The following is a 17289-nucleotide window of genomic DNA, read 5'->3' on the forward strand; positions in this document are numbered from 1 at the left end:
CCCCGTCCGCCCCGCCTCGCGGACCGCGTGGAGGCGCTGATCGCCGCCATGACGCCCGAGGAGAAGACCGCGCAGCTCTACGGGCTGTGGGCGGGCGCCTCCCCGGACGGCGAGGAGGTGGCCCCGCACCAGCACGACATGGACCGGCCGCCCGCCCTGGAGGACCTGCTGCCGAACGGTCTCGGCCAGCTCACCCGGCCCTTCGGCACGGTCCCCGTGGACCCGGGGCTCGGCGCGCTGTCCCTGATGCGCACCCAGCAGCGGATCGTGGCGGGCAACCGCTTCGGCATCCCGGCGCTGGCCCACGACGAGTGCCTCGCGGGCTTCACGGCCTGGCAGGCGACGACCTATCCGGTACCGCTGGCCTGGGGCGCCTCCTTCGACCGTGACCTGGTGCGGGAGATGGCGGCCGCGATCGGCGCCTCGATGCGCTCGGTGGGCCTGCACCAGGGCCTCGCGCCCGTCCTCGACGTCGTACGGGACGCGCGCTGGGGCCGGGTCGAGGAGACCATCGGCGAGGACCCCTACCTCGTCGGCAGCATCGCCACCGCCTATGTGCGGGGCCTGGAGTCGACCGGGCTGGTCGCGACGCTCAAGCACTTCGCCGGGTACTCCGCCTCCCGCGCGGGCCGCAATCTGGCCCCCGTCTCGATGGGCGCGAGGGAGCGGGCCGACGTCGTCCTGCCGCCCTTCGAGATGGCGGTGCGCGAGGGCGGCGCCCGCTCCGTGATGCACGCCTACACCGACACCGACGGCATCCCCTCGGCGGCCGACGGGGAGTTGCTGACCGGTCTGCTGCGCGACACGTGGGGTTTCACCGGAACCGTCGTCGCGGACTACTTCGGCGTCGCCTTCCTGCAGAGCCTGCACGGGGTGGCGGGCAGCCGCGCCGAGGCCGCCGCGCTCGCGCTGGAGGCCGGGGTCGACACGGAGCTGCCGACCGTCGACGCGTTCGGCGCCCCGCTGCTCGCGGCGCTCGCCGAGGGGACCCTGTCGACGGAGGTCGTGGACCGGGCGCTGCGCCGGGTCCTGACGCAGAAGGCCGAGCTGGGGCTCCTCGACCCGGACTGGTCGCCGGTGCCGCCGACCCTCGCGGGCCGCCCGGAGACGGAGCTGACGCCCGGGCACGTGCGCGGCACCGTCGACCTCGACCTGCCGGCGCACCGCGAGCTGTCCGCGCGGCTGGCCGCCGAGTCGGTCGTCCTGCTGCGCAACGAACCGGCCGGCACCAGCGCCCCGCTGCTGCCGCTGACCGGCCCGCTGCGGATCGCGCTGATCGGCCCGCAGGCGGCCACCCCCACGGCGGTGCTCGGCTGCTACTCGTTCCCCGTGCACGTCGGCAGCCACCACCCCGAGGTGCCGGCCGGGATCGAACTCACCACCCTGGAAGCGGCCCTGGCCGAGGAGTTCCCCGAGTCCCCGCTCGTGACGGAGGCGGGCTGCGGGATCGACACGCCGGGGACGGAGGGCTTCGCCGCCGCCCTCGCGGCGGCGCGCGAGGCGGATGTCGTGATCGCCGCGCTCGGCGACCGGGCCGGGCTCTTCGGCCGGGGCACCAGCGGCGAGGGCTGTGACGCGCTGTCCCTGCGCCTGCCGGGTGTGCAGCAGGACCTGCTGGACGCCCTGCTCGACACCGGAAGGCCGGTGGTGACGGTGCTGGTCGCGGGCCGCCCGTACGCGCTGGGCCGGGCGGCCGGGGAGTCGGCCGCCGTCGTGCAGTCCTTCTTCCCCGGTCAGGAGGGCGCGCCCGCGCTCGCCGGGGTGCTCAGCGGACGGCTCGCCCCCTCGGGCCGGCTGCCGGTGAGCGTGCCGCGGCTGCCGGACGCCCAGCCGTCCACGTATCTCGCGCCGGCCCTCGCCGGACCCACCGAGGTGTCCGCCGTCGACCCGAGCCCGGCCTTCGCGTTCGGGCACGGACTGACGTACACGCGCTTCGACTGGACGGACCTGTCGGTCGCGGGCGGGGGCCGCCTCGGCACCGACGGGACGGCGCGGCTCGCGTTCACCGTGCGCAACTCGGGGGCGCGCGCGGGCACCGAGGTCGTCCAGGTGTACCTGCACGACCCGGTGGCCTCCGTCGTGCAGCCCGTGCAGCGGCTCATCGGCTGGGTACGGGTGCCGCTCGCGGCCGGCCGGTCGGCCCGCGTCGAGGTCGAGGTCCCCGCCGACCTCGCCTCCTTCACGGGCCGCGCGGGCCGCAGGATCGTCGAACCGGGCGCTCTCGAACTACGCCTGGGCCCCTCCAGCGCGCTCCACCCCCTCATGGCCCCCCTGACCCTGACCGGCCCGGTACGGGAGGTGGACCACACCCGCGCCCTGCACGCCCGGTTCACGGTGACGGAGGAGGACGGGGGCTGAACGGCGGGGCGCGCACAGGGCGGGCGCGCACGGCACGGGCGCCCGCGAGTCCGGGGCGCGTTCGGACACGACACCGGCCGTCCGGCCCGTACCGCCCCGGATCGGCCCGGTACGGAAGGTCCACCACACCCGCGCCCCGCACGCCGAGTTTCTCGCGACGCGCGAGGACGGGCCCGGAGACCTGCGGGACGCGCACCGGCACGGCGCGTCTCCGGTCCGGGACGCGCACGCACACACACGGGCATCGGCACCGGCGAAACCAGGGCGTCGGCCGACCCCGGCGCGTCCGGCGCGCCCCCGCGCCGCCCTCCCCGCCTCAGCCCTGCTGCTGGGAGCGCGCCTTGAAGGCGGCCTTGCGGGCCTCCTTGGCGATCTTCTTGTCGGGGTGCAGCCGCCCCATCGCCTCCAGGACGTCGGCGGTCGCGGGGTGCTCGACGCGCCAGGCCGCGTCGAAGAAGCCGCTGTGCTGGGCGGCCAGTCCCTCCACGAGCGCCTGCAGTTCCTCCGAGTTTCCCTCGACGGCGAGCTGCGCGGCGACCGTGTCCACGGTGAGCCAGAAGACCATGTCCTCGGAGGGCGGCGGTACGTCGGGCGTGCCGCGCTCGCTGAGCCAGACGCGGGCGAGGCCGCCCAGCTCCGGATCGTCGAGGACCGCGCGCACCTCGGACTCGGCCTCGGCGCCCACGAGTTGCAGGGCCTCCTGGGCACGCAGCCGGCGCAGCGGCCCGTCCGCGTCGCCGCCCCGCGCGGCGGCCAGCAGCTCGCGCGCGGCGGCCCCGGCGGCGCGGCCCGCGAGCCACTGCTCCAGTTCGGCGCGTACGGCGTCCTGCGGGTAGCGGGCCGTGGCGGCGAGCAGGGTGGCGGCGTCCTTGTCCGCGAGGTCGCCGACGGCGGGGGCGTCCACCCCGTTCTCCAGCAGCCGGGTACGCATCCCGTACAGACCGAGCGGGGTGAGCCGGACGAGGCCGTAGCGCGAGACGTCCTCCTCCTCGGGCTCGACCGGTTCGGCGGGGTCGGCCTCGACCAGCAGCGCCTCGTCCAGCGGTTCGTACGCGACGAGGCCGACGGGCTCCAGGATCCGGAACTTGACGTCGAGCCGCATCATCGTCTCGGAGACCTGCTCCAGGATGTCGTCGGTCGGCTCGCCCATGTCGTCGGGCACGATCATCGAGGCGGCGAGCGCGGGCAGCGGCAGGGGCGTCCCGGTCGAACCGCCCTCGGACACCGTCAGCAGGTAGAGGGTGATCAGCGCCTCGTCGAGGAACTCGGACTCGCCCTCGGGGTCCCAGCCGAGCGCGTCGAAGTCGACGGTGCCGCCGCCCTCCAGCGCCTCGGTCAGCTCCTCCAGGTCGTCGAGGTCGGGGACGGAGGCGTCGGAGACGATCGTGTCGAGCGCGCCGAGCCACAGCGTGAGGACGTCCCGCGGTCCGCCCGAGGCGATCGTCGCGAGTTCCGCCCCGGGCGCCGCCGAACCGTAGGGGCCGTCCTCGTCGCCCTCCGGCTCCCCGGACGCCTCCTCGGGCGGGTCGGTGACCTCGACGAGACCGGTGTCGACGGCCACCCGCCACGCCTCGCTCGCGTCGGCCGCCGCGTCCTCCCCGCTCAGGTCGAGTTCCTTCGCGGCCTCGGGAAGCTGTTCGTCCACGAGTTCGCCGCCCGCCCCGACCCGGACGTGCGGCCCCGCCCAGCGGGCCAGCCGCACCGCGCGGGCCAGGACCGGCGCGGTCAGCGCGGCCCGCGCGAGTTCGGCCTCCGGGTGCAGGGGCGCGGGCGGCAGAGTGGGGGGAAGTGCGGACATCTGACGGGTCTCCTCGGGCTGTGCGGGGCTGCGCGACTCAGCCTAGACGGGTTTGCGCGCATGCCGCCCGGTTCGGGGACCCTTCGCCCTCCGTACACCGGCAATTCCTTGACAACTACCCTGCCCAGGCAAGAGATTGACGCGCGTAGAACCTGCGGTCCCGCCGGCCTCCCCCACTCCGCGCACCGCCGCGCCGAAGCACCCCCAGAACCTTCGAGTCCCGAACCCTGGAGTCGATCTCATGACCGGTCCGTCCCTCCCCTCCGTTCCCGGCGCCCGCCCCCGGGGCACACGGCGGCGTCCGGCGGTGCTCGCCACGGCCGTGGCCACCGCCCTCGCCGGCGGCATGCTGCTGGCCGCCCCCGTCTCCTCCGCCGCCGGGGCGCAGGGCCCCAGCATCCACACGATCCAGGGCGACACCCGCACCTCCCCGTACGCGGGCAAGCAGGTCACCGGTGTCACGGGCGTCGTGACCGGGGTGCGCGCCTACGGTTCGCGCGGCTTCTGGATGCAGGAGACCGCCCCGGACGACAACCCCGCGACGAGCGAGGGGATCTACGTCTTCACGTCCTCGGTTCCGAAGGTCGCCGTGGGGGACGCGGTGCGGGTGGACGGGAACGTCGTCGAGTACGTGCCGGGCGGCGCCGCCTCCGGCAACCAGTCCGTGACGGAGATCGAGAAGCCCACGGTCACCGTCGTCTCCTCCGGCAACAAGGTGCCCGCCCCGGTGCGGATCACCGGGGACTCGGTCCCTGCGGCGTACACCCCGAAGGGGAAGGCGGACGCGGGCGGCAGCGTCAACTGGCTCAAGCTGCGCCCGGCGACGTACGCGACGGACTACTACGAGTCGCTGGAGGGCATGAACGTCCGCATCGGCACCTCGCGGGTGGTCGGCGCGACCGATCCGTACGCCGAGCTGTGGGTCACCGTGAAGCCCGAGGAGAACCCGACGCGGCGCGGCGGCACCCTGTACGGCGCGTACGCGGCGCAGAACGCGGGCCGCCTCCAGGTCCAGCAGCTCGCCCCCGTCGCCCAGCAGCCCTTCCCGGTGGCGAACGTCGGCGACCGGCTCCAGGGCACCACCGAGGGCCCCCTCGACTTCAACCAGTACGGCGGCTACACGATCGCGGCCACCACCCTCGGCACGGTCCGGGACGGCGGCCTGAAGCGGGAGACGACGCGCGGGCAGAAGGACGGCGAACTGGCCGTCGCCACGTACAACGTCGAGAACCTCGACCCCACCGACCCGCAGTCGAAGTTCGACGCGCTCGCGCAGGGCGTCGTCACCCACCTCTCCTCCCCCGACATCGTGTCGGTCGAGGAGGTCCAGGACGACAACGGCGCCACCGACGACGGCACCGTCTCGGCGGAGCAGACCCTGAAGAAGTTCACGGACGCGATCGTGGCGGCGGGCGGTCCGCGCTACGCCTGGCGCGGCATCGACCCGCAGAACGACAAGGACGGCGGCGAGCCCGGCGGCAACATCCGCCAGGTCTTCCTCTACAACCCGCAGCGCGTCTCGTTCACCGACCGCGCGGGCGGCGACGCGAGCACCGCGACGGCCGTCGTGGAACGGGACGGCGCCCCGGCGCTGTCCGCCTCCCCGGGCCGGATCGACCCGGCGAACCCGGCGTGGGACGACAGCCGCAAGCCGCTGGCCGGGGAGTTCACCTTCCGGGGCAAGCAGGTGTTCGTGGTCGCCAACCACTTCAACTCCAAGGGCGGGGACCAGCCGCTGACGGCCGCGCAGCAACCCCCGGCGCGCTCCTCGGAGGAGCAGCGGCACGCCCAGGCCAGCTCGGTGAACGCCTTCGTCAAGCAGCTCACCGCGCTCGACAAGAAGGCCCGCGTGGTGGTGCTCGGCGACCTCAACGACTTCGAGTTCTCCGACACCGCGAAGCTGCTCACCAAGGGCGGCGTCCTGCGCTCCGGCATCGGGCAACTGCCCGCCGCGGAGCGCTACACGTACGTCTACCAGGGCAACAGCCAGGTCCTCGACCAGATCCTGCTGAGCCGGGGCATCACGTCCTTCGACTACGACAGCGTCCACATCAACGCCGAGTTCGCCGAGCAGAACAGCGACCACGACCCGCAGGTGGTCCGCTTCCAGCCGTGAGGCGCCGACGGGCGAGGAGGGGACGGCCGGGGTGGCCGTCCCCTCCTCGCCTCGCTAACGGCGGCGCAGCAGCAGGCCGGCCGCCCCGAGCAGCAGCGCGCAGCCGCCCACGGCCCCCGCCTGCCGCACGGAGCGGTACGCGAGGAATCCCCGGTACGAGGAGGCGGAGAGCGCCGAACGGCTGCTGCGCCACGAGGCGATCGACAGGGCGGACTGCGCCGAGCCGATCGAGGCGAAGGACAGGGCGGAGCCCACCGAGCACGCGCTGAGCGCGGAACCGACCGAGCCGAGGGAGAGCACCGACCCCACCGAGCCGATCGACAGCACCGAGTCGCTGGACCCGATCGAGAGGATCGACCGCTGCGAGGCGAGGGACAGAAAGGACTGCGCCGAGCGGCACGACCGGCCGGGAGGGCGCTCGCCCGTCGTCCCTCCGCGCACCGTGGACACCAGGTTTCCGGCAAGGCTGCTCATGGGGCCCATGCTGCCCGACCCGGGCCGGGGGCGCCGTGCGAACGGCCGAACCGGCGGGGTGGGCCCGCCGGTGACACACCGGACTGCGGCGGGGCCGGTCCGTGGGAGAGCGGGCCGGCCCCGCCGGCGGTCAGCGCCGGCCGGCGAAGACCGGGGTCCATCGCCGCGGCCCGTCGGCGGACGCCGGACGGAATCCGCTGAGCGGGGTCACGGTCTTCTTGCCGGTCTCGACCAGCACGAGCCGGTTGCGGAACTCGTTCTTGCCGCGGCACGCGGCCGGGTCGCAACTCCAGCCGATGAGGCGGTCGTTGTCGGCCCAGGTGAGGAGCTGCTGGGCGGGAACGGTGCCGAGCTTCCTTCCCGTCCCCGGGTCGACGATCCAGGAGGAGATCTCCTTGCCCCTGCCCGCGAAGTCCCCGCCCGCCCGCTTCCCGTCAGGGGCGGGACCGGCGGTGTACACCTCGGTGCCCTGTTCGCTCGCGGGCCGGGGTACCGATGCCCCGTCGAGGTCGAAGAAGTGCGTCTTCATGTCCGCGAGCTGGCCGAACACCCACTTGCCGTCATGGGACCAGACAAAGTCGGAGCGGCCGAGCGCGAAGGCCTGGTAGAGCGGGTCCGCCTTCTCCTTCTTCGTGTGCCAGGAGGCCGCGCCCGAGGCCACGTCCACGAGGCCGAAACCGGTGCGCGAGGCGTCCGGCCCGGGCTCGTCCTTCCCGTCGACACCCAGCGGTGTGTCTTGGGAGTAGTGATCGGGGTTCCTGTCGTACGTCGTCACGAGGAGCTTCTTCCCGTCCGGCGAGAACTCGGCGGAACCCACCGGCCGGTCCACCGCGATCCACCGGGTGACCTCGCCCGTCCGCAGGTCGACCAGGCCGATCCGGCGGGCCGGCAGGTCGCGCTCCAGGACGGCCGCCGTACGCAGTCCTGGGGCGACCGACACGTACGACCAGTCGGCCGCCGGGGTGTAGCGGCCGGTGCCCGCGTCGTAGAGGTGGTAGGAGCGGACCTGGTCGCGGTCCCCGTTCGGCTGCTCCTCCCAGTCGGTCGTGAACCACGCGGCGACCGCGGTGTCGCCCGCGGCGATCAGCTCGCGCGGCGGGGACTGGTCGGGGTGTCCGGTGACGTCGTGCGCCGTGACGGACCGGGCGGCCGGGGACTGGGCGTCGGAGCCACTGTCCAGGGCCCTCGGTACGGTGACCGCCGCGGCGGTCAGGGCCGCGACGGCGACGGCGGTCGAGGCGAGACGCCGGGTGCGGCGCCGCGCACGACCGGCCAGCACACGGTCGGCGAGGTCGGCGGAGGCGGGCTCCACCTCGTCTGCCTGCTCCTTCAGGGAGGCGCGCAGCAACTGGTCGACGTTCATCGGGTGGCCTCCACAAAGGTCGGGTCGGCCTCGCCGTGCGCCGCCTGCGGCAGCCCGAGCGAGGCGAGTTCGGGGGCGAGGCCGCGCAGCCGGGCGAGCGCGCGGTGCGTGGTGCTGCGGACGGTGCCGACGGAGCAGCCGAGGTGCTGGGCCACCTCCGCCTCCGGCAGGTCCTCGTAGTAGCGCAGGACGAGGGCGGTGCGCTGGCGCGCGGTGAGCCGGCCGAGTGCCGTACGCAGCACGAGCCGCAGCTCGGTGGTGTCGGTTCCGCCGTCGTTCCGGGCGGGCCGTTCGGGCAGTTCGGCGACGGTCAGTTCGCGCCCGCGGCTCTTGAGCCGCCACCGGCCGATCTGCTGCCGGTACAGGATCTGGCGGACGTAGGCCTCTGGCTCGTCCACGCGGTGCCAGCGGCCCGCGGCCTTGAGCAGGGCGCTCTGGAGCAGGTCCTCGGCGGCGTGCCGGTCGCCGCCGCTGAGCAGGACGGCGGTGCGCAACAGGGCCGAGGACCGGCTCTGGACGAACTCTCTGAAAGCGGTCTGGTGGTCGGCGTCCAAGGCGTCACCTCTGTGGGGCCGGAGTTCGGGCCCGTCCCCCGCCGGGCCCGGTCCCGCGCGGCCGTTCTCCCGGGCCGCTGACCTGTATGACGCCTGTGCGCCCCGGCCGCTATGCCTGTCCCCGCGGGAAAGTCGCCGGGGGGCCGTGGTGGCTCAGGCCCGGCGGCGGTCCGGGCTGGTCAGGTAGGCGAGTGCCATGTCGCTGAGTTCCTCGGCGTAGTGGCTCCGGGCCGCCTCGTCCGCCGGGCGGTCCGGGCGCAGGGAGTCGTGGAAGCAGGCGCCGAGCAGGGCGCGCGCCACGGTGTCCAGCGCCGCCCGCGCATCAAAGCGGCGGATCTCGGCGGTGTACGGACCGGCCGCTTCGAGCAGCAGCAGGTGTATCTCGGCGATGGTGCGCTCCCCACGATCCAGCGCCCCACCCGCCTCCCGCACCCGCGACAGGTCCCGGAACAGACTCCTGGAGGCGTCGAAGGACCGCAGCAGCGCGTCCGTGTAGGCGTCGAGGACACCGGACAGGGACGGCTCCGCCGCACCGAGCCGCTCGGCGACGTACTCCTCACGCTGCCGCAGCATCCGCTCCGTCAGCGCGGCGACCAGCTGCTCCTTGCCCTCGAAACGACGGTAGACGGACCCGACGGAGACACCGGCCCGCGCCGCGACACCATTGATCGTCAGCTCCTCAAGCCCGCCCGAGGAGGCCAGCTCCTCAGCCGCCGCAAGCACCCGGGCCAAGGTCGCGGCACTACGCGCCTGCCGCGGCTCCCGATAGTGCGGCCGGTCCGGCTCCTCAGTCATGCGGGGCATCGTATCGACCGGTACCTGCCTCGGGAGGACGCAGCCCCTGGGCCGGAACCCGGCCCAGGCAGACGCACAAGCGCCCTCCCCGGCCGGCACGGACCGGGAAGGGCGCTCGAAGACGCCTGGTGTGTACGTCAGTTGTGGCTGTGCAGCACCTCGTTCAGCCCGCCCCAGACCGCGTTGTTGGGCCGGGCCTCCACCGTGCCGGTGACCGAGTTGCGGCGGAAGAGGATGTTGTCGGCGCCGGACAGTTCGCGGGCCTTGACGACCTGGCCGTCCGGGAGGGTGACGCGGGTGCCCGCGGTGACGTACAGGCCGGCCTCGACGACGCACTCGTCGCCGAGTGCGATGCCGACGCCCGCCTCGGCGCCCACCAGGCAGCGTTCACCGATGACGATGCGGACGTTGCCGCCGCCGGACAGGGTGCCCATCGTGGAGGCGCCGCCACCGATGTCGGAGCCGTCGCCGACGACCACACCGGCCGAGATGCGGCCCTCGACCATCGAGGTGCCGAGGGTGCCCGCGTTGAAGTTGACGAAGCCCTCGTGCATGACGGTGGTGCCGTCGGCGAGGTGCGCGCCGAGCCTGACCCGGTCGGCGTCGGCGATCCGTACGCCCTTCGGCGCGACGTAGTCCGTCATGCGCGGGAACTTGTCGACCGAGGTGACCTGGAGGTGCAGGCCCTGCGCACGGGCGTTGAGCCGCGCCTGCTCCAGGGTGCCGACCGGGACCGGGCCCAGCGAGGTCCAGGCGACGTTGGCGAGCAGCCCGAAGATGCCGTCGAGGTTCTGGCCGTGCGGCGCGACGAGACGGTGCGAGAGCAGGTGCAGGCGCAGGTAGACGTCGTGGGTGTCGAGCGGCTTGTCGTCGAGGGAGGAGATGACCGTGCGGACGGCGACGGTCTCCACGCCCCGGACCTCGTCCCGGCGTACGGCGCGCACGGCGGCCTCGCCGAGCAGTTCGGCGGCGCGCTCGGCGCTCAGGCGCTCGGTCCCGGACGGTCCCGGGTCCTCGCTCAGCTCGGGGGCGGGGAACCAGGTGTCGAGGACGGTGCCGTCCTCGGCGAGGGTCGCGAGTCCGGCGGCGACGGCGCCGGTGGTGCGAGAAGCAGTCGTGTCGGTCATGAGGGCAACCTAACGTTCCCGGGCCCGCCGAGGCGAACCGGTCCCACGGTGTGCGCCGGGCGGGGCGGGCGCACTGGGCACCTGGTAAGTTCCCCGGAGGAACTGACTAGGTCGAGGGTGTGAGGAGGGCGTCCGGATGGCGCTGCGGACCGGTCCGGGCGACGACCACTGCGCCGTCGCCCAGGCCCTCGGTGTGGTCGGCGACGCCTGGACGCTGCTGATCGTGCGCGACGTGGCGCGCGGGGTGCACCGCTTCGACGCCCTCCAGACGGGTCTCGGGGTGTCCCGCAAGGTGCTCGCGGAACGCCTGCGGCTGCTGGTGGAGGCTCAGGTCGTGGACCGCGCTCCCTACCAGGAGCGTCCGGTCCGTCACGCGTACCGGCTGACGCCGCGCGGCCGGGCGCTGCTTCCGGTGCTGATCGCCCTCCAGGACTGGGGGGACACGTGGATTCTGGGCGAGGGGGAGACGATGGCGACGACGGACGAGCGGTCGGCCGAGGCGGGACGGGTGCACGCGCTGCGCGGGACCCGGCTTCCCGAGTTGCTGCTCCCGCAGGCGGAGGGCGGCCGGCGTGATCCGGTGGCCGGGGACGCCCCGTTCACCGTCCTGTACTGCTTTCCCGCGGCCTTCGCGGACCGCTCCTCCTATCCCCCGGACTGGGCGGCCGTTCCGGGCGCCTCCGGCTGCACCCTGGAGTCCTGTACGTACCAGGACTCGTTGTCCGAGTTCCGTGCGGCGGGGGCGGCGGTGCACGGCGTGTCGACGCAACGCCCGGACGAGCAGCGTGCGTTCGCCGCGAAGGAGGGGCTGCGCTTTCCCCTGCTCTCGGACGCCGAGGGGGAGTTGACGGCGGCGCTGCGGCTGCCGACCTTCCGCGTGGCGGACACCCGGCGGCTCAAACGGCTGACCCTGGTCGTGGACCGGGAGCGCACCGTGCGGGAGGTCTTCTATCCGGTGACCGACGTCGTGGCGAGTGTGACCGCGGCGCTGGAGGCCGTACGGCGACTGGGCGGCTGAGCCCCGTCGGAGGAGCCGCACCCCCCATGCGGAGGAGCCGCACCCCCGCCCACCGGGCCTCACACCCCGAGCAGCCGCCCCAGCATCTCCCGCGCGCCGTCCTCGTCGTACGGCGCTTCCCGCAGCAGCGTCTGGATGCAGATGCCGTCCATGAGGGCGACCACGGCGCGGGCGGTGGCGGGGTCGGTGCGGGCGCCGAGGGGCTCCTCGAACTCCTTGCTCCACTCGACGGCGACCGGCCGCAGCGCCGGTCTGCGCACCGCCGCGAGGTACAGCTCGCACTCCAGCTCGGCGCTCGCCCGCCGCCCGCCCCCGGCGCCCGCGCGTCCCCGGTCCATCCAGATGCCCAGGGCGGCGGCGAGCCGTCCCGGCAGCTCGCCGACCGGTCCGCTCAGGGCGCCGCGTTCCCGCAGGAGCCGGGCGAAGCCCTCGTTGGTCTGGCGCAGCGCGGCGATCAGGAGTTCGTCGAGGTTCGCGAAGTGGTATGTCGTGGAGCCGAGCGGTACGTCGGCCTCGGCGGCGACGGTGCGGTGACTGAGCCCCGCGATGCCGGAGCGGCCGACCACCCGGATCGCGGCGTCGATGATGCGCTGCCTGCGCTCGGGGTCGTAGCGGCGTGCGGCCATCAGTGGGCGCCTCCCAGGTTGAGCAGGACGACCCCGCCGATGACCAGCAGGACACCGGCGAGACGGGCGACGGTGACCGCCTCCCCGAGGAACATCATCCCGATCACGGCGATCAGCGCGGTCCCCGCCCCGGCCCAGATGGCGTAGGCCGTGCCGACGTCGAGGGTCTTGAGGGTCTGCGAGAGCAGGCTGAAGGCGAGCAGGTACCCGGCGAGGGTGAGCAGCGAGGGCCAGAGCCTGCTGAAGCCCTCGCTGTACTTCATGGCGGTGGTGGCACCGACCTCGGACACGATCGCCCCGGCAAGCATGACGTAGCCCATGTGGACGAGAGTACGCATGATGCGTACGCCCGTACACATGGGCTGCGTCGGTGACGGGGACGCCGTCAGCCGTTGGCGACGGCCAGCTTCTCGCCGCGCCCGGTCTGGTCCGCGTACTGCGCCTCGACCAGGGCGATCGCCTCCTCCTCGGTGGCGACGGCGGGCGGTGAGCCCTCCAGCGGGCGGCGGGCGGTCTCCTTGGTGAGCGCCACCGCGACCAGGCCGACGGCGGCCGCCGCCATGAGGTAGAAGGCGGGCATCAGGTCGTTGCCGCTCACGCTGATCAGCCCGGCCATGACCAGCGGGGTCGTCCCGCCGAACAGCGAGCCGGCCACGTTGAAGGCGATGGCGAGCGCCGAGTTGCGCACCTCGGTCGGGAAGAGCGCGGGCAGCGCCGCCGACATCGAGGCGAGGAACATCAGCAGGCACAGCCCGAGCAGCAGCAGCCCCGCGTAGATCGCGAGGTGCCCGCCCATCTTGAGCAGCAGGAACGCCGGCAGCGACAGCACCAGGAAGCCGAGCATCCCGGCCGTCAGCACCGGCTTGCGGCCGATCCGGTCGCTGAGCCTGCCGACCGGGTGCACGAGGCACATCAGCACGATCATGACGACGACGAGCGCGACGAGCCCGGCGGTGGTGCCGTAGTCGAGCTGCTCGGTCAGGTACGTCGGCAGGTAGGACAGCAGGGCGTAGTCGGTGATGTCGTACGCGGCGACCAGCACGAGGCACAGCAGCAGCGCGCGCCAGTGCTCGCGGAAGAGCCGCGCGAAGCTGAACTTGGGCCGCTCCCCCGCCGCCTGGTCCTGCTGACGTTCCAGCTCCTGGTAGGCAGGGGTGTCCTCCAGCTTCATCCGCAGGTAGAGGCCGACCAGACCGAGGGGGCCCGCGACGAGGAAGGGCACGCGCCAGCCCCAGCCGAGCATCGCGCCGTCGGACAGGACGGTGCTCAGCACCGTGACCATCGAGGCGGCGGCCACGTAGCCGGCGAGGGTGCCGAACTCCAGGAAGCTGCCGAAGAAGCCGCGGCGCCGGTCGGGCGCGTACTCGGCGATGAAGGTGGCCGCCCCGCCGTACTCGCCGCCGGTGGAGAAGCCCTGCACCACGCGGAAGAACAGCAGCAGGGCCGGGGACCAGATCCCGATGGCCGCGTAGGACGGGATGAGCCCGATCGCGAAGGTGCCCACCGCCATCATGATCATGGTGAGCGAGAGGACCTTCTTGCGGCCGATCCGGTCACCGAGCGGGCCGAACACGAACCCGCCGATGGGCCGCAGCAGGAAGGCCGCCGCGAAGGCGCCGAAGGAGGCCAGGGTCTGCGCGGTCGCGTTCCCCGAGGGGAAGAACACCTTGCCGAGGGTGACCGCGAGGTAGCTGTAGAGGCCGAAGTCGAACCACTCCATCGCGTTGCCCAGCGCGGCGGCCTTGACCGCGCGCCGTACGGCGGGCAGCTCGGTCACCGTGATGTCCGTGCGGCGCAGCCGGGGCCGGGAGCGCCGCCGCTCGACGGTGCGGAACAGGACGCGGTGGCGCCGCAGGGCCGCCGCGTCGGGCCCGGCGGACTCGTCCGCCTCCGGGATCGTCGTACTGTCGGTCGCCACTGGCCGGAAGTCCCTTCCTCCATGCACGGGCCGGGCGGTCCCTCCGCCTGCGGTCCGGGAAGGCGCCCACCGCCTTCCGTCACCCCGGCTGCCCGGAAAACCGCTGATCAGACGCGGAAAAGCGAAAAAGGTGGCACAGGCAACAAGTTTCCGGGCAGGGAAAAGGGCCGGGCACCTGGGGATGAACCCAGGCGCCCGGCCCTCAACGCGCGGGAGTGGCCACCGCTCCCGAGGGAGCGGAATCAGCCACCCGCACCAGCTGTCCCAGCTCGGTGACCGAGCTGTCTCAGACGTTGAATCCCAGCGCGCGCAGCTGCTCGCGGCCGTCGTCGGTGATCTTGTCGGGGCCCCACGGCGGCATCCAGACCCAGTTGATCCGCAGCTCGTTCACGATGCCGTCGGTCGCGGACCTGGCCTGGTCCTCGATGACGTCGGTGAGCGGGCAGGCCGCGGAGGTCAGGGTCATGTCGACGGTGGCGATGTTCGCCTCGTCGATGTGCAGTCCGTAGATGAGCCCCAGGTTGACGACGTCGATACCCAGTTCGGGGTCGACGACGTCCATCAGGGCCTCGCGCAGCTCCTCCTCGGAGGCGGGCGTCATCGTGGCCGCTTCGTTCTCGCTCATGCGGTCTTCCTCTCGGCGGGCTCGGTCGCGCCCAGGGCCTGGGCGGTCGCGTCCTTCCAGGCCATCCAGCTCAGCAGGGCGCACTTGACCCGCGCGGGGTACTTGGAGACGCCGGCGAAGGCCACCGCGTCCTCCAGCACCTCCTCCATCGCCTCGTCCGGCTCGATACGGCCCTTGGACTGCATCAGTTCCAGGAAGGTGCCCTGGATCTGCTGTGCCTCGGCCAGCTCCTTGCCGACCAGCAGGTCGTTCAGGACCGAGGCGCTGGCCTGGCTGATCGAGCAGCCCTGCCCCTCGTAGCTGACGTCGGCGATGCGCGAGCCCTCGTACTTGACGCGCAGGGTGATCTCGTCGCCGCACGTCGGGTTGACGTGGTGCACCTCGGCGTCGCCCTCGCGCAAGCCCCGCCCGTGCGGGTGCTTGTAGTGGTCCAGGATGACGTCCTGGTACATGGAATCCAGCTTCACCGGCTCAAGTCCCTATCCGAAGAAGTTACGGACGTGCTCCAGGCCGTCGACCAGGGCGTCCACCTCGGCCGGCGTGGAGTACAGATAGAACGACGCTCGCGTGGTCGCGGGAATTCCGTACCGCAGGCACACGGGGCGCGCGCAGTGGTGACCGACCCGGACCGCGATGCCCTGTTCGTCGAGCACCTGTCCCACGTCGTGCGGGTGGATGTCGCCCAGCGTGAACGAGATCGCGGAACCGCGCTCCTCGGCCGTGGTCGGCCCGATGATCCGCAGGTCCGGGACCTCCCGCAGCCGCTCGACCGCGTACCGGGTGATCGCCTTCTCGTGCGCGGCGATCTTGTCCATGCCGATCGAGCCGAGGTAGTCCACGGCCGCGCCCAGGCCCACGGCCTGCGCGATCGGAGGCGTGCCCGCCTCGAACTTGTGCGGGGCCGGGGCGTAGGTGGAGGAGTTCATCGAGACGGTCTCGATCATCTCGCCGCCGCCGAGGAACGGGGGCAGGTCCTCCAGGAGTTCCTGCCTGCCCCACAGCACGCCGATGCCGGTGGGCCCGCACATCTTGTGGCCGGTGAAGGCCACGAAGTCCGCCTGGAGCGCCTGTACGTCCATCGGCATGTGCGGGGCGGCCTGCGAGGCGTCGATCAGCACGAGCGCGCCGACCTCGTGGGCGCGGCGCACGATCTGCTCGACCGGGTTGTGCGTACCGAGGATGTTCGAGACCAGCACGAAGGAGACGATCTTCGTCTTCTCCGTGATGACCTCGTCGATGCGCGACAGGTCGAGGCTGCCGTCGGTGACGTCGACGCCGAACCACTTCAGCTTCGCTCCCGTGCGCTGCGAGAGCAGCTGCCAGGGCACGATGTTGGAGTGGTGCTCCATCTCCGTGATGACGATCTCGGTCTCGTGGTCGACCCGGTAGGGCTCGTCGGCCCAGCCGAGCATGTTGGCCACGAGGTTCAGCGATTCGGAGGCGTTCTTCGTGAAGACGACCTCGTCACGGCTGGGCGCGTTGATGAACTCCGCGACCTTGTCCCGTGCGCCCTCGTACAGCGCGGTGGCCTCCTCGGCGAGGACGTGCACACCGCGGTGGACGTTGGCGTTGTAGCGCTCGTAGTACTCACTGAGCGTGTCGATGACCTGGCGGGGCGTCTGCGAGGTCGCCGCGTTGTCCAGGTAGACGAGGGTCTTGCCGTCGTGGACCTGGCGGCCCAGGATCGGGAAGTCCTTGCGGATCGCCTCCGTGTCGAGGAGACCCTGGAGCCCCTGGCGGGCGTCAGTCACGCGGATACGCCACCCTTCACGTAGGACTCGTAGCCCTCGTTCTCCAGCTTGTCGGCGAGCTCGGGGCCACCGGACTCGGCGACCTTGCCGCCCACGAAGACGTGCACGAAGTCGGGCTTGATGTACCGCAGGATGCGCGTGTAGTGGGTGATCAGCAGGGTGCCGACCTCACCGGACTCGCGCACCCGGTTGACGCCCTCGGAGACGACGCGCAGGGCGTCGACGTCGAGACCGGAGTCGGTCTCGTCGAGCACCGCGAACTTCGGCTTGAGCAGTTCGAGCTGGAGGATCTCGTGGCGCTTCTTCTCGCCGCCGGAGAAGCCCTCGTTGACGTTGCGCTCGGCGAAGGCGGGGTCCATCTGGAGGCGCTCCATGGCCTCGCGGACCTCCTTCACCCAGGTGCGCAGCTTGGGGGCCTCGCCGCGGATCGCGGTCGCGGAGGTGCGCAGGAAGTTGGAGACCGAGACGCCGGGCACCTCGACCGGGTACTGCATGGCGAGGAAGAGACCGGCGCGGGCGCGCTCGTCGACGGTCATCTCCAGGACGTTCTCACCGTCGAGGGTGACGGTGCCGCCGGTGATCGTGTACTTGGGGTGACCCGCGAGGGAGTAGGCGAGGGTCGACTTGCCGGAGCCGTTGGGGCCCATGATGGCGTGCGTCTCGCCCTGCTTCACGGTGAGGTCGACGCCCTTGAGGATCTCCTTCGTGGCGTTGTCCGCCTCGACGGTGACGTGCAGGTCGTGGATTTCAAGCGAGCTCATGTTGC

General features: G+C 72.7%; 16 protein-coding genes. 3 read left to right on the forward strand and 13 right to left on the reverse strand.

Annotation, left to right across the window (positions count from 1 at the left end; genetic code table 11):
* Nucleotides 1-48 precede the first annotated feature (48 nt).
* A complete protein-coding gene (locus tag AB0J21_RS12500) occupies nt 49-2358 on the forward strand; it encodes a glycoside hydrolase family 3 N-terminal domain-containing protein (protein ID WP_363146231.1) in 2310 nt (769 codons plus the stop codon).
* A gap of 316 nt (nt 2359-2674) precedes the next feature.
* On the opposite strand, the gene AB0J21_RS12505 is transcribed toward AB0J21_RS12500, so the two are convergent.
* On the reverse strand, nt 2675-4156 hold the full coding sequence (locus AB0J21_RS12505) for a hypothetical protein (RefSeq protein WP_363145861.1): 1482 nt from the start codon (nt 4154-4156) through the stop codon (nt 2675-2677).
* Between the two features lie 346 nt (nt 4157-4502).
* Here AB0J21_RS12505 and AB0J21_RS12510 point away from each other — a divergent pair, with 346 nt between their 5' ends.
* The gene (locus AB0J21_RS12510; RefSeq protein ID WP_363146232.1) at nt 4503-6272 is read left to right on the forward strand and encodes an endonuclease/exonuclease/phosphatase family protein; all 1770 of its coding nucleotides are present in this window, start codon (nt 4503-4505) and stop codon (nt 6270-6272) included.
* A gap of 54 nt (nt 6273-6326) precedes the next feature.
* Here AB0J21_RS12510 and AB0J21_RS12515 read toward each other — a convergent pair whose 3' ends face one another.
* The 5 genes from AB0J21_RS12515 to dapD all read right to left on the reverse strand — a co-directional run bounded on the left by AB0J21_RS12515 (nt 6327) and on the right by dapD (nt 10585).
* A complete protein-coding gene (locus AB0J21_RS12515) occupies nt 6327-6746 on the reverse strand; it encodes a hypothetical protein (protein ID WP_363145862.1) in 420 nt (139 codons plus the stop codon).
* Between the two features lie 130 nt (nt 6747-6876).
* Nucleotides 6877-8109: a WD40 repeat domain-containing protein gene (locus tag AB0J21_RS12520; RefSeq protein WP_363145863.1), complete on the reverse strand. Its 1233-nt coding sequence runs from the start codon at nt 8107-8109 to the stop codon at nt 6877-6879.
* Nucleotides 8106-8663 carry a SigE family RNA polymerase sigma factor gene (locus tag AB0J21_RS12525; protein WP_363145864.1) on the reverse strand — a complete coding sequence of 186 codons (558 nt, stop codon included), beginning with the start codon at nt 8661-8663 and terminating at the stop codon, nt 8106-8108. Before AB0J21_RS12525 ends, AB0J21_RS12520 begins: the two co-directional genes overlap by 4 nt.
* A 153-nt stretch (nt 8664-8816) precedes the next feature.
* Nucleotides 8817-9458, reverse strand: coding sequence for a TetR/AcrR family transcriptional regulator (locus AB0J21_RS12530; protein ID WP_363145865.1), 642 nt, complete (start codon nt 9456-9458; stop codon nt 8817-8819).
* A 137-nt stretch (nt 9459-9595) separates the two neighbouring features.
* The gene (gene dapD / locus AB0J21_RS12535) at nt 9596-10585 is read right to left on the reverse strand and encodes a 2,3,4,5-tetrahydropyridine-2,6-dicarboxylate N-succinyltransferase (RefSeq protein WP_363145866.1); all 990 of its coding nucleotides are present in this window, start codon (nt 10583-10585) and stop codon (nt 9596-9598) included.
* A 136-nt stretch (nt 10586-10721) separates the two neighbouring features.
* On the opposite strand from dapD, the gene AB0J21_RS12540 reads away from it, so the two are divergent.
* Nucleotides 10722-11603, forward strand: a complete 882-nt coding sequence (locus tag AB0J21_RS12540) for a winged helix-turn-helix transcriptional regulator (protein ID WP_363145867.1) — start codon at nt 10722-10724, stop codon at nt 11601-11603.
* Between the two features lie 59 nt (nt 11604-11662).
* Here AB0J21_RS12540 and AB0J21_RS12545 read toward each other — a convergent pair whose 3' ends face one another.
* The 7 genes from AB0J21_RS12545 to sufC all read right to left on the reverse strand — a co-directional run bounded on the left by AB0J21_RS12545 (nt 11663) and on the right by sufC (nt 17284).
* Nucleotides 11663-12229 (reverse strand): TetR family transcriptional regulator, encoded by a 567-nt coding sequence (locus AB0J21_RS12545; protein WP_363145868.1) that lies wholly within the window; start codon nt 12227-12229, stop codon nt 11663-11665.
* On the reverse strand, nt 12229-12549 hold the full coding sequence (locus tag AB0J21_RS12550; RefSeq protein ID WP_363146233.1) for a multidrug efflux SMR transporter: 321 nt from the start codon (nt 12547-12549) through the stop codon (nt 12229-12231). Before AB0J21_RS12550 ends, AB0J21_RS12545 begins: the two co-directional genes overlap by 1 nt.
* Before the next feature lie 65 nt (nt 12550-12614).
* Nucleotides 12615-14147 (reverse strand): MFS transporter, encoded by a 1533-nt coding sequence (locus AB0J21_RS12555; protein ID WP_363145869.1) that lies wholly within the window; start codon nt 14145-14147, stop codon nt 12615-12617.
* Nucleotides 14148-14433: 286 nt separating this feature from the next.
* Nucleotides 14434-14772 carry a metal-sulfur cluster assembly factor gene (locus tag AB0J21_RS12560; protein ID WP_363145870.1) on the reverse strand — a complete coding sequence of 113 codons (339 nt, stop codon included), beginning with the start codon at nt 14770-14772 and terminating at the stop codon, nt 14434-14436.
* Nucleotides 14769-15239, reverse strand: coding sequence for a Fe-S cluster assembly sulfur transfer protein SufU (sufU, locus tag AB0J21_RS12565; protein ID WP_363145871.1), 471 nt, complete (start codon nt 15237-15239; stop codon nt 14769-14771). Before sufU ends, AB0J21_RS12560 begins: the two co-directional genes overlap by 4 nt.
* Nucleotides 15240-15251: 12 nt before the next feature.
* Nucleotides 15252-16523: a cysteine desulfurase gene (locus AB0J21_RS12570; protein ID WP_363145872.1), complete on the reverse strand. Its 1272-nt coding sequence runs from the start codon at nt 16521-16523 to the stop codon at nt 15252-15254.
* On the reverse strand, nt 16520-17284 hold the full coding sequence (sufC, locus tag AB0J21_RS12575; protein WP_363145873.1) for a Fe-S cluster assembly ATPase SufC: 765 nt from the start codon (nt 17282-17284) through the stop codon (nt 16520-16522). Before sufC ends, AB0J21_RS12570 begins: the two co-directional genes overlap by 4 nt.
* Between the last annotated feature and the right edge of the window lie 5 nt (nt 17285-17289).

Source organism: Streptomyces sp. NPDC049954 (assembly GCF_040656295.1).
In the GTDB taxonomy this organism is placed as follows: Bacteria; Actinomycetota; Actinomycetes; order Streptomycetales; family Streptomycetaceae; genus Streptomyces.

Bases quoted from the DNA above. Each gene is read 5' to 3' on its own strand.
- AB0J21_RS12500 (WP_363146231.1), top strand. From the start codon at position 49: ATGACGCCCGAGGAGAAGACCGCGCAGCTCTACGGGCTGTGGGCGGGC.
- AB0J21_RS12505 (WP_363145861.1), bottom strand. From the start codon at position 4,156: ATGTCCGCACTTCCCCCCACTCTGCCGCCCGCGCCCCTGCACCCGGAG.
- AB0J21_RS12510 (WP_363146232.1), top strand. From the start codon at position 4,503: ATGCTGCTGGCCGCCCCCGTCTCCTCCGCCGCCGGGGCGCAGGGCCCC.
- AB0J21_RS12515 (WP_363145862.1), bottom strand. From the start codon at position 6,746: ATGAGCAGCCTTGCCGGAAACCTGGTGTCCACGGTGCGCGGAGGGACG.
- AB0J21_RS12520 (WP_363145863.1), bottom strand. From the start codon at position 8,109: ATGAACGTCGACCAGTTGCTGCGCGCCTCCCTGAAGGAGCAGGCAGAC.
- AB0J21_RS12530 (WP_363145865.1), bottom strand. From the start codon at position 9,458: ATGACTGAGGAGCCGGACCGGCCGCACTATCGGGAGCCGCGGCAGGCG.
- dapD (WP_363145866.1), bottom strand. From the start codon at position 10,585: ATGACCGACACGACTGCTTCTCGCACCACCGGCGCCGTCGCCGCCGGA.
- AB0J21_RS12540 (WP_363145867.1), top strand. From the start codon at position 10,722: ATGGCGCTGCGGACCGGTCCGGGCGACGACCACTGCGCCGTCGCCCAG.
- AB0J21_RS12545 (WP_363145868.1), bottom strand. From the start codon at position 12,229: ATGGCCGCACGCCGCTACGACCCCGAGCGCAGGCAGCGCATCATCGAC.
- AB0J21_RS12550 (WP_363146233.1), bottom strand. From the start codon at position 12,549: ATGGGCTACGTCATGCTTGCCGGGGCGATCGTGTCCGAGGTCGGTGCC.
- AB0J21_RS12560 (WP_363145870.1), bottom strand. From the start codon at position 14,772: ATGAGCGAGAACGAAGCGGCCACGATGACGCCCGCCTCCGAGGAGGAG.
- sufC (WP_363145873.1), bottom strand. From the start codon at position 17,284: ATGAGCTCGCTTGAAATCCACGACCTGCACGTCACCGTCGAGGCGGAC.